Annotated in this window: 9 protein-coding genes; all 9 read left to right on the forward strand. The window is 47.8% G+C overall.

Going from position 1 to position 12,302, the window contains the following annotated elements; all coding sequences use genetic code 11:
- Window positions 1-70: 70 nt before the first annotated feature.
- Window positions 71-1,663 carry an IS66 family transposase gene (gene tnpC, locus KEF85_RS08625; protein WP_425515597.1) on the forward strand — a complete coding sequence of 531 codons (1,593 nt, stop codon included), beginning with the start codon at window positions 71-73 and terminating at the stop codon, window positions 1,661-1,663.
- A 479-nt stretch (window positions 1,664-2,142) separates the two neighbouring features.
- Window positions 2,143-4,722 carry a glycoside hydrolase family 44 protein gene (locus tag KEF85_RS08630; protein ID WP_215579405.1) on the forward strand — a complete coding sequence of 860 codons (2,580 nt, stop codon included), beginning with the start codon at window positions 2,143-2,145 and terminating at the stop codon, window positions 4,720-4,722.
- 355 nt (window positions 4,723-5,077) lie between these two features.
- Window positions 5,078-6,172 carry a histidinol-phosphate transaminase gene (hisC, locus tag KEF85_RS08635; RefSeq protein ID WP_215579409.1) on the forward strand — a complete coding sequence of 365 codons (1,095 nt, stop codon included), beginning with the start codon at window positions 5,078-5,080 and terminating at the stop codon, window positions 6,170-6,172.
- A gap of 1 nt (window position 6,173) precedes the next feature.
- Window positions 6,174-7,049: a prephenate dehydrogenase gene (locus KEF85_RS08640; protein WP_215579412.1), complete on the forward strand. Its 876-nt coding sequence runs from the start codon at window positions 6,174-6,176 to the stop codon at window positions 7,047-7,049.
- A gap of 8 nt (window positions 7,050-7,057) precedes the next feature.
- Complete coding sequence (gene aroA, locus KEF85_RS08645) at window positions 7,058-8,368, forward strand: 3-phosphoshikimate 1-carboxyvinyltransferase (RefSeq protein WP_215579415.1); 1,311 nt, start codon at window positions 7,058-7,060, stop codon at window positions 8,366-8,368.
- Between the two features lies 1 nt (window position 8,369).
- On the forward strand, window positions 8,370-9,026 hold the full coding sequence (gene cmk / locus KEF85_RS08650) for a (d)CMP kinase (RefSeq protein ID WP_215579418.1): 657 nt from the start codon (window positions 8,370-8,372) through the stop codon (window positions 9,024-9,026).
- Between the two features lie 96 nt (window positions 9,027-9,122).
- On the forward strand, window positions 9,123-10,784 hold the full coding sequence (rpsA, locus tag KEF85_RS08655) for a 30S ribosomal protein S1 (RefSeq protein ID WP_215579420.1): 1,662 nt from the start codon (window positions 9,123-9,125) through the stop codon (window positions 10,782-10,784).
- A gap of 63 nt (window positions 10,785-10,847) precedes the next feature.
- Window positions 10,848-11,153 (forward strand): integration host factor subunit beta, encoded by a 306-nt coding sequence (locus KEF85_RS08660; RefSeq protein WP_215579422.1) that lies wholly within the window; start codon window positions 10,848-10,850, stop codon window positions 11,151-11,153.
- Window positions 11,154-11,346: 193 nt separating this feature from the next.
- A complete protein-coding gene (locus KEF85_RS08665) occupies window positions 11,347-12,300 on the forward strand; it encodes an acetylxylan esterase (protein ID WP_215579426.1) in 954 nt (317 codons plus the stop codon).
- Window positions 12,301-12,302 lie beyond the last annotated feature (2 nt).

Consider the following 12,302-nt stretch of genomic DNA (forward strand, 5'->3'; position numbering starts at 1 on the left):
TAAGCCTATGATTTTATCCCACTTTTCTAGCATAGAACACGATGAACACTCGGCTATTTTGTTGCCCGAGATGCTCGCCGAGTTGCTTGAAAAAGCGCAACGAGTGGATGAATTAACACAGGCCGTTGAGCTTAAATCAGAAGTGATTGCTACGCTCAATCAACGTATACAGTTGTTAGAAGAAGCGTTGCGTTTATCCAAAATCAAACGCTTTGCGCCCTCAAGTGAGCAGTCCGGGCAAACTTCATTATTTGATGAAGCCGAAGTCGAGGCCACGGTTGAGCTTGAAGCCGCAACGGATGCAGCCGTTGACACAGTAGAGGCTGTTGATTCGAGCGTTGAATCAGAAGCTTCTGAGCCCAATCCACCTAAGCCAAAACCTGGTCGCAAACCATTTGCCAGCCACTTACCGAGAAAGCAAATCTTTATCACACTGAGCGATGAAGAAAAAGCCGGTGCAATTACAACCTTCTTTACTAAAGTTAAAGAAGAATTAGACATCATCCCTGCCCAAGTGCGGGTTTTAGAATACATGCAGGAAAAAGCGGTGTTTCTGGAGCCTGCTCAAGCTGAAACACAACGCCGTATTATTGCCGCTGCTCTGCCCAAACATCCTGTTCCAGGCGCGATGGGCAGCATTGATTTAATGTGTAATGTAATCATCTACAAATACTGCGATGGCTTGCCGCTGTATCGGCTGGAAAACATCTTAGCCCGTTATGGCGGCGAACTCTCAAGAGCCACACTGGCCAACTGGGTCATCGCACTGGCTAGAACGCTGCAACCTTTGATTAACCTTATTCGGGATCATCAACTGGCTGGTAACATCATCATGGCCGATGAAACCCGAGTGCAGGTTCTTAAAGAACCGGGGCGACCGGCCACCTCGGATAAATTCATGTGGGTGACGCTGGGCGGCACGCCTGGTCAACCCAGTGTGTTATTTGAATATGATCCGACCCGCAGCCAGGAGGTGCCGTTGCGCTTGCTGGAGGGCTTTTCGGGTTATCTGCAAACCGATGGTTATGCCGCTTACAATGCCGCCTGTATTATCAATCATATCATCCAGCTCGGTTGTTGGGATCATGCGCGCCGTAAATTTAAAGAAGCTCAAGATGCGCAGCCCAAACCCAAGAAAGGCAAGCAGCATAAAGCCAGCAAAGCCGATCACATGCTGAGTTTAATCAATACACTCTATATGATTGAGCGGCAAATCAAAACTCTGAGTGCCGCTGAAAGATTCCAGCAACGCTGCAAAAGAAGCCTGCCGGTTTTGAAGAAACTGAGAGCGTACTTGGACGACAATCAACACAAAGTGCCTAAGGATAGTTTAACGGGCAAGGCCATGACTTACATGAGCAACCAATGGGATAAGCTGATGGTGTATTGCTCGAATGGGGAGCTGAACATTAGCAATATTCTTGCTGAAAACGCCATTCGCCCCTTTGTAATGGGTCGCAAAGCATGGCTCTTCTCTGATACTCCAAAAGGCGCACAGGCCAGCGCGATTCATTACAGCCTAATTGAAACAGCAAAAGCCAATGGCTTGGAACCCTGCGCCTATTTAACCCATGTACTCAAGGCATTGCCTTATGCCGATACCGTTGAAAAAATTGAAGCCCTGTTGCCTTGGAATTTAAAAAATACTGATTTTGCTAGATAGGGGGAGTACGCGCTTTATTAAGCGCTTACCTTGACAATGAGATGGCAATTCAATAAAAATCATATGGTAATCAATTGGGTTTATTACTCAAATTTCTAATTGGCCAACGTCCTGTTCGTCAGGTGTTTTGCTGTTAGTTGTCATCAGTTTTTTAACGTTAATTTGCTTAGGTTTGTATTTTGAAATTAAAACGAATGAGTGATCAGCGCGAATTTTTCAGAAGGGTGTTGCAAATTGGCTTCACCAGACTGTTGGCTTTACCACTAGCCTTTTCTCTATGCCTGTGTCTTACATTAGCACAGGCAGCAGCCATACCTGCATCGGTTTCATTAGCTATTTTCGATGGTAAGTTAGAAAATGGTTTTAAAACAAATGAATGGCTTGATGGGAATAATAAGTGCGTTTTAAATCTTAACTATACTAAAAATAAGCCGAGTGGCGCAGCGTCAGCGCAACTTAATCTGAATCATTACTGCACCGTGTTTTTTATACAGCCAGGCCATTATAACGTTGGGAATTATATTGGCGGCTTTGATGTCAGCAGTTACTCTTATCTGGAATTTTATTTGTACGCCACGGCGCCGGCACAAGCAACGTTTGGTATTGCCTTGACCGACAGCCCGGCCAATTGGAGCACCATCGGTAATCAGGTTTTAATTCAGAACTATATTACCCCAGCCGCTAAATGGCAGCATGTTAAAATCCCCATTAGCGATTTCAGCGTGACGCCCGGTGCCCTAACCGAAGGCTTTCAACTGCGAAATGATGACTGGCAAACCAATAATGTCGTTTATGGCAATGTATTGATTGACAATATCTCATTTTCACCAAACTTTAATCCGCCATCCATATTATCGGTCAGCAGTAATGATCTGAAGCATATTAAGGTGGTCTTTAACAAGCAAGTAGACCCCGCTAAGGCGACGATTCTCGCCAATTATAAAATCGATTCCGTTCAGGATAAAAACTACACCAAACAGCTTACGCCGCAAAACGCCAGTATTTCTGCAGATAACACTAGTGTTATTTTAACCGTTGCCACACTGCTGCAAAATAATGATGTTTATCGTTTGCTGGTCAATAATATATCTGACCGCTTGACACCGGCACATATCATAACTGCCAACACCAGTTTCAGTTTTACGCCGGTATATAATCCGACCACTATCAGTATAGACGCCGGGAACGGCAAACACTCGATTAGTCCCTATATCTATGGACTGGCTTTTGCCAACGCCACTACATTAGCTGATTTAAACTTTACGCTTAACCGTGAAGGTGGTAATACTTCAAGTACTTATAATTATAAGAATAACGCCAGCAATCACGCCAATGACTATTTCTATGAAAGTTTGCCGGAATCCGGCGGTAATGTTGTGGCTGGTATGATAGACGGCATGATTAACGATAATCTTAGCAATGGCTCGGATTCTATCGTTACTATTCCCACGATTGGCTGGGTGGCTAAACTCGGTCCAAATCAAGGCAAACTGGCCAGTTTTTCGCAACATAAATATGGTGCTCAAACCGGCTTTGACCAATGGATGCCTGATGCCGGAAACGGTATTCTCAGCAAAACCGATACCCAGATTACCGGCAATAATCCAAATGACGCCTATGTGACTTCCAACCCCACCTTTCAACAAGGCTTGGTTAATCATTTAGTAGGGAAATGGGGAGGTGCTAAATCGGGAGGGGTAAAATTTTACGCGATGGATAATGAGCCGGGTATTTGGTCTTCAACACATATCGACATTCGTCCGGTTGGGCCAAAAATGACGGAAATCAGGGATAATATTCTTGCTTACGGCGCCATGGTTAAATGGCAAGACCCAAATGCACAGGTGTTAGGGCCAGAGGAAGATGGTTGGACCCGATATCTGGTAAGCGGCTTCGATAGCCAATGGGCCAGTAACAATAATGACTGGAATTTTGCCGATCTACCGGATCGAAAAGCTAATGGCGGCAAGGATTACATTCCCTGGCTGCTTGATCAATTGCGCCAAAATAATGCGGCGACCGGTAAGCGGGTGTTGGATATGTTGACATTGCACTGGTATCCGGCCAGCGGCGAATATAGCAATGATATTTCTACCAATATGATGTTGCTGCGTAATCGTTCCACGCGCTCGCTGTGGGATAAGAATTATACCGATGAAAGCTGGATAGGTTCAGCAGCCGGGGGTGGAAAAGTCTATTTAATTCCGCGAATGAAACAATGGATTAATCAATACTATCCCGGCACAAAAATTGGTGTCACCGAATATAACTGGGGAGCGGAAAGCAGCATCAATGGCGCAACCGCACTGGCAGATGTTTTGGGTATTTTCGGCAGGGAAGGGCTGGATATGGCAACTTACTGGACTGCTCCCGGCGCCAACACTCCGGTTTATGAGGCTATGAAACTATATCGTAATTATGATGGCGCCAAATCTAGTTTTGGCGATATTAGTGTTGCCGACACTGTTCCCAATCCCGACAACATATCCTCGTTTGCCGCATTGCGGACTAAGGATGGGGCACTCACCATCATGGCCATTAACAAGCAGCTATCCACTGATACCGAGGTTTTGTTTAATATCAGTAATTTTTCAGGTGCCAGTACCGCAAAAAGTTATCAACTGACCTCCAGCGGGGCGATTAATCAACTTAGTGATTATGCGTTGCAAAATGGTAATCTGGAAGCCTATTTGCCCGCGCAAAGCGTTACACTATTTGTTATTCCGCCGATTGGCTATGTGCCGGCAAGCCAAGTGACCGCCACTGCTTCGGGATTGACTTATAACGCGGCCAGCAAAACCTATAATGGGACTGTTACCGTGAAAAATATCAGTAAAACGGCTATAACCGGGCCATTTCAAGTTATTTTTAAAGGAATACCGAGCAAAGTCACTTTGGTAAACGCCACCGGAAATTTCTCCGGGGCTCCCTATATAACACTGTCTGCGGTGAATAGTTTAGCTGCTGGCCAGTCAATTACTTTAAATGTCAAATTTAGCCAGCCGTCAAACAACCTGATTACCTATACCCCGGCAATTTATGTGGGATTACTTAACTAGTCGTCGACCAATCCTGTTTAGTTAGATGAATAGTTTGATTGGGTGTCTGGTGTCCTCTGACAGGACATCCCGACACCCAAATTGGTAAAATTCATCTGTCGTTTTAAGTTTGGCATAGTAATAAGGTATGCGCAGTCGTCCCAAGTCATAAATGAACGACTTGCAAACAATTGCTAAATCCAGTTGATAACAGTAGCAAGCTATCTAGGACATACCAACCACATTGCAAACCCTCATCGAGTCCGGTATTATTGAACGTTTAAGTTCACCCAGCCCATCTGCCCAAATCCGGCTGGTGATTGCCGGTTAATTCGCTAAATCCAAGCTACGCCCCAACAGGGTTTTGATATATTCGATGAACAAATTTTTACATCTTGCCCAAGCCGGTGTTCAGCAACTGGTTCCTTATGTGCCGGGTAAACCGGTTGATGAACTGCAGCGTGAATTGGGGCTGAGTGAAATCGTTAAACTGGCTTCCAATGAAAATCCGTTGGGCATAGGCACTAAGGCGGCAGCGGCGATTCAGGCAGCTTTACCGGAATTAACCCGTTATCCGGACGGCAGCGGTTTTGCTTTAAAAGCAACCCTGGCCGCACAACTGGGCGTTGCGGTGGAGCAAATTACGCTAGGCAATGGCTCTAGTGAAATCCTGGAATTGGTGACTCGCACTTTTTTAAGTCCGGAACATGAAGTGGTGTTTTCCCAGCATGCTTTTGCCTTATATCCGATTCTGACACAGGCGGTGGGTGCGAAAGCGCAGGCGGTACCGGCTAAAAATTTTGGTCATGATCTGGCTGCCATGCAAGCCCGGATTAATCAACAGACCAAGCTGGTGTTTATTGCCAATCCTAATAACCCTACCGGCACTTTATTGGGTCAGCAGGAATTGCAGGATTTTATCGCTGCCTTGCCGGCGCAGGTATTGTGTATACTCGATGAAGCCTATTATGAATTTGTGGCGCCGGAAACGCGGATCGATTCCATCCATTGGCCAGAGCTATACCCTAATCTGCTGATCGCGCGGACTTTCTCCAAAGCTTATGGTCTGGCAGGTTTACGCATCGGTTACGGTATATCCTCAAGCGATGTTGCCGACCTGTTAAACCGGATCAGACAGCCATTTAACAGTAATAGTCTGGCTTTGGCGGCAGCGGAAGCGGCGCTGGGTGATCAGGATTATCTGCAACGCACCATCGCTCTGAATAATGCCGGAATGCAGCAATTAACCGCGGCATTTGCAGAGTTGGGCTTGAGCTGGATACCCTCATCAGGCAATTTTGTTGCCGTCGATATCGGTAAACCGGCTTTACCCGTCTATCAGGCTTTACTCCATAAAGGTGTTATCGTCCGGCCCATCGCTAATTATGAAATGCCTAACCATCTGCGTATCAGCATCGGTACAGCGGGGGAAAATCAGGTCTTTATCAATGCCTTGAAGCAGGTGCTGTAAAGTGTTTGCGCGTCTGTGCCTGATAGGTGTCGGCCTGATAGGTGGCTCGGTTGCCAAAGCGGCCCGCCAACAGGGTTTATGCCGGGAAATTGTCGGCTATGGCCGAGCACAGGATGCAGCCAATCTGCAGCGGGCTCAACAATTAGGTGTGATAGACAGCTATTTTACCGATCTGGGCGCAGCGCTAAGCGCAGCAGACTGCGTAGTGATCGCTTCACCGGTGGGTGCTGTTTCCGGGATATTTAAGCAGTTGCAGCCCTACTGGAATCCACAAACCGTCTATACTGATGTATGCAGCACCAAAACCAGTGTCGTGCAGGCGGCGCAAGCGGTATTCGGCGCAGTGCCGGTCAATTTTGTCCCGGCGCATCCGATTGCCGGCGCTGAATGCAGCGGGGTGGAAGCCGCTACTGCTGATTTGTTTCGTCAGCGCCGCCTGATTATTACCCCGCTGGATAACACCGATCCGCGCTGCCTGGATACCATACAGCGCTTCTGGGAAGCGATTGGTTCCAGCGTGTCATTGATGGGCGTGGAACACCACGATACGGTGCTGGCTGCGACCAGTCATTTACCGCACTTGTTAGCCTTTGCGCTGGTGGGTTTGCTGGGCCATAAGGATGAGCAGCGCGAAATTTTTAAATATGCCGCCGGCGGTTTCAAAGATTTCAGCCGGATTGCCTCCAGCGATCCGACCATGTGGCTGGATATCTGTCAGGCCAACAAGCAGGAAATCATACCTTTAATTCAGCAATACCAGGCCGAATTAGCCAAAATTGAACACTATTTGCATACCGATCAGACTGAACAACTTTTTGCAACCTTTACGTATGCCAGAAATGCCCGGCAACGTTATCTTGATCAACTAGAAGACTGAAAATTATTATGTCCAAAACCATCACCTTTACTGTTCAGCCCGGCGGCAGCTTGCGCGGCGAAATTCGCGTTCCTAGCGACAAATCCATGTCGCACCGGTCCATCATGCTGGGCTCTCTTGCAGAAGGCGTCACCCACGTTAAAGGCTTTTTAAACGCCGAAGACGCCATGTCCACGCTGGAAGCCTTTCGGGCCATGGGCGTACAGATTGAAGGTCCGGTCAATGGTGAAGTGACCATACACGGTGTGGGCAAACATGGTTTAAAAGCGCCGCAAGCGCCTTTGTATCTGGGTAATTCCGGCACATCCATGCGCTTATTGAGCGGCTTGCTGGCCGGCCAGCCTTTTGAAAGTGTATTAACCGGTGATAAATCGCTGGAATCGCGGCCTATGCGCCGAGTAACCCTGCCGCTGACCCTGATGGGCGCGGAAATTGAAACCCAGGATAACGGTACCGCTCCATTACGCATTAAAGGTAACACCCATTTGCAGGGCATCCATTACGATATGCCGATTGCCAGCGCCCAGGTTAAATCCTGTCTATTACTGGCCGGTATGTACGCCAGCGGCGAAACCACCGTTACCGAACCCGCACCTACCCGCGATCATACCGAGCGTATGCTCAACGGCTTTGGCTATCCGGTCAGCCGCGCAGGCAGTACCGCCCGTATTAATAATCAGGGCAAACTGACCGCCACTCATATCGATGTACCCAGCGATATTTCCTCGGCAGCGTTTTTCCTGGTGGGGGCCAGCATTGCGCCTGATTCAGATGTGACTTTGCAACATGTCGGCATCAATCCTACCCGTACCGGTGTGATTGATATCCTGCGCTTGATGGGGGCCAATATCGAAGTTTTGAACGAAAGATCGGTAGGCGGCGAGCCGGTGGCTGATTTGCGGGTTCGCTCCAGCAAACTGCATGGCATCAACATTCCTGAAGCACTGGTACCGCTGGCAATTGACGAATTTCCGGTATTGTTTGTCGCTGCAGCCTGTGCCGAAGGCCAGACCGTATTGACCGGCGCCAAGGAATTGCGGGTCAAGGAATCCGACCGGATTCAGGTGATGGCCGATGGTTTGCAAATTTTAGGTGTTGATGCCCAGCCTACCGAAGATGGTATGGTGATTCAGGGCGGCCCGATCGGTGGCGGCAGGGTGGAATCGCATGGTGACCATCGTATCGCCATGTCGTTTTCGATAGCCGGATTACGTGCCGGGGCCACGATCACCATTAACGACTGCGCCAACGTCAATACCTCGTTCCCAGAATTTGGTCAATTGGCCAGAACACTGGGCCTGGATTTAAGCAGTCAGTAATATGCAGATACCGGTCATTACCATCGACGGCCCCAGCGGTGCCGGCAAAGGCACTGTCAGCCGGGCGGTAGCCAATATTTTGCATTGGCATTACCTGGACAGCGGCTCAATTTACCGATCTTTGGCGATTGCCGCACTGGATGCCGGTATCCCACTGGAAAATCGTGCGGAAGTGTGCCGGATAGCTGAGGAAATGCAGCTGGAATTTGATTGCAGTGCGGAACTGCAAGTGAAATTGAACGGCATAAATATTACGCCAAAATTAGCCGGCGAAACCACCGGAAATGCCGCATCCATCATTGCTGCATTTCCGGAAGTACGCCAGGTTTTATTGCAAAAACAAAAGGATTTTCAACAACTTCCGGGGCTGGTGGCTGATGGGCGGGACATGGGCAGCGTGGTGTTTCCCGATGCCGAATTTAAGGTCTATTTAACCGCAGGAAGCAGAGAAAGAGCATTAAGACGATATAAGCAGTTGATAGAAAAAGGAATTGATGCTAATCTTGACCAAATTACCCGTGAAATTGAAGAGCGAGACTTGCGTGACAGCGCCAGGGCTACCGCCCCGTTGACTGTGCCGGCAGGTGCGCTTTATATCGATTCCTCCAGTCTAAGCATCCAAGAGGTGATAGACCGGGTCATAAATTTAGTCCGTTAGGGCTGGATAGGCGGTTGCCGCAGTACGGCAGCTTTTTTTAATTTTTTGGAATATAAAAAACTTGTTTGTGTTTTAACAAGTTTGGGAAAGTAGAAGATGAGCGAAAGCTTTGCACAGTTATTAGAAGAGAGTTTTGCCAAGACCGAAATGCGTCCTGGCGCTATGTTGATCGGTACCGTCATTGATATCGAAAACGAATTTGTCATTGTCAGCACTCAAGCCAAATCAGAAGGTGTCATTCCTAAATGGCAGTTCTTGAATGCGGACGGCGATCTTGAAGTCAATGTTGGTGATGAGATCGAGGTAGCGCTTGATCTATTTGAAGACGGCTTGGGTGCAACACTGCTTTCCCGCGATAAAGCTAAGAAAAGTAAAGCCTGGAGTGAGCTGGAAAAAGCTTACGAAACACAGGAAACCGTTATCGGCCGCATCAACGGCAAAGTTCGCGGTGGTTTCACCGTGGCAGTGGGCGCTTTACGTGCGTTCTTGCCTGGTTCTTTGGTTGATGTCCGTCCTATCCGCGACACCACCTTCCTGGAAAACCGCGATCTCGAATTCAAAGTCATTAAAATCGACCAAAAACGTAACAACGTGGTGCTGTCGCGCCGTGCTGTCGTTGAAAGCGAATACAGTGCAGAAAGAGAAGAACTGGTTAAAACCCTGCAAGACGGCGCCATTGTTACCGGTATCGTTAAAAACCTCACCGATTACGGTGCGTTTATCGATCTGGGCGGTGTTGACGGTCTGTTGCACATTACCGATATGGCATGGCGCAGAGTTCGTCATCCTTCCGAGTGTGTGGAAATCGGTCAAGAAGTCAAAGTTAAAGTTCTTAAATTTGACAAAGACAAAACCCGCGTATCTCTGGGCATGAAACAGCTGGATGAAGATCCATGGCAAAACATTGCCCGCCGCTACCCAGCTGGTAGCCGCGTGTTTGGTAAAGTCAACAATCTGACTGATTACGGCTGCTTCGTGGAAATCGAAGAAGGCGTGGAAGGTCTGGTGCACGTTTCCGAAATGGACTGGACCAACAAAAACGTCAACCCATCCAAAGTGGTACAACTGGGTGATGAAGTTGAAGTTATGGTGCTGGAAATCGACGAAGAACGTCGCCGTATTTCACTGGGCATGAAACAATGCCGCTCCAACCCATGGGATGAGTTTGCAGCAACCCATAACAAAGGCGATAAAATCAGCGGCAAAATCAAATCGATTACCGATTTCGGTATCTTTATCGGCCTGGATGGCGGTATTGACGGTTTGGTACACATGTCCGATATTTCCTGGAATGAAAATGACGAAGAAGCGATTCGCAATTACAAAAAAGGCGATGAAGTTGAAACCGTTATCTTGGCAGTTGACTCCGAACGTGAACGTATCTCTTTAGGCATTAAACAACTGGAACAAGATCCATTCCAAAACTACATTGCTTTGCATGAAAAAGGCAGTCTGGTTAAAGGTGTGATTAAAGAAGTTGATGCCAAAGGCGCTATCGTCACCCTGGCTGATAATGTTGAAGGTTATTTAAGAGCTTCCGAAATTCAAAGAGACCGGGTTGAAGATGCCCGCACTCTGTTGAAAGACGGTGACGAAATCGAAGCCAAATTCATCGGCGTCGATAAAAAAACCAAATCGATTTCTTTGTCTATTAAAGCCAAAGATGCCGAAGAGGAGTCAAATGCCATTAAAGACTATTCACAGAACACTGCTGGTTCAGCAACACTGGGCGATATCTTTAAACAAATTGACAAATAATATATAGCCTCATGGGTGATAAGAACTTGGTTCTTATCACCCATTTTAAATTCAGGGTTTGATGTGACAAAATCAGAATTGATAGAAGTGCTGGCTAGAAAACAGCCGCATCTTGCGCTTAAAGATGTTGAATTAGCTGTCAGATGTGTGGTCGATCATTTAAGCGACACACTGGCAAGCGGTGAAAGAATTGAAATTAGAGGATTTGGCAGTTTTTCCTTGCACCATCGCTCAGCGCGATTGGGCAGAAACCCCAAAACCGGCGAATCGGTGGCCTTAACCGAAAAGCATGTACCTCATTTTAAACCAGGCAAAGAATTACGGGACATGGTCGATGATTCCCGGGAAAAATTCAAAATTGTAGATTAAATCCAAGCTTGCCTTATCGGCAAGAGATGACCCCTGTTCCCAGGTTATAAACCCTGGGAACCTGTTCAGTCCAGCCCAACCCTCAGTCATGGCAATCGTTAAGCCGTCAAACACAAAATCGGGCCTTTCTGGTCAAGCGGCCAAAACCCACCACAGCCATCTGTCAATCATCGCCCCTAAGAGCTAGAGTCCCATGTTTGGCTTTGATCATGAATATGCTTTTGACCCAAATTACGGCTACAGTCTGGCGGATTTATTAGCTGTACCGGCACCCAAAGCTCCAGACGATTTTAGTGAATTTTGGCAACAGCGTTATCAACGCAGCCTGACCTTATCCCCAGCCTATCAATTAAAGCCTTGCGGCACTCAAGCCGGATTTCAGGTTTATGAGCTCAGTTATCAATCGACTGCAGAAGTGATTATTCGCGGCTGGCTGCTTACCCCTGAACAACAGACTATTAAACGGGCAGTGATCGTCGGCCACGGTTATGGCGGTCGTGAGCAGCCTGATTATCATCTTAAACCGGCTAATACAGCTTTATTATTTCCCTGTTTTCGCGGCCTGGGCAAAAGCCGCAGCCCGAAATTGCCGGAATCACCCGATCAACATGTATTGTGGAAAATTGACGACCCCCAGCAATACATCATGGGCGGCTGTGTTGATGACTTATGGCTGGCGGTATCGGTTTTGCAGCAGATTTATCCGCAAACCATCGGACATATCGGCTATATGGGCATCAGCTTTGGCGGCGGCATTGGCGCACTGGGGGTTCCCTGGGATGCACGCATTAAGCGGGCGCATTTCAATGTCCCCACCTTTGGCAACCAGCCCCTGCGCACGCAATTACCCACGACCGGCAGCGCCGCCGCCGTGCAGGACTATTTTCAACAGCATCATAATGTCCTTGCAACATTAAGCTATTATGATGCAGCCTTGGCTGCCGAATATGGTCGGCAGGACGCCCATTTTGCCCTGGCATTATTTGATCCGGTGGTGGCACCGCCGGGCCAATTTGCTATCTACAATACCTGGGCCGGGCAAAAATCCCTGTTTATCCTGGAAGCAGGCCATTTTGCCTATCCCAACCAGATCTATCAGGAACTACAATTGTTGAATGAGTTAAACCAATTTTTTGGGGAAATCTAAGC

Source organism: Methylomonas paludis, assembly GCF_018734325.1.
Classification (GTDB): domain Bacteria; phylum Pseudomonadota; class Gammaproteobacteria; order Methylococcales; family Methylomonadaceae; genus Methylomonas; species Methylomonas paludis.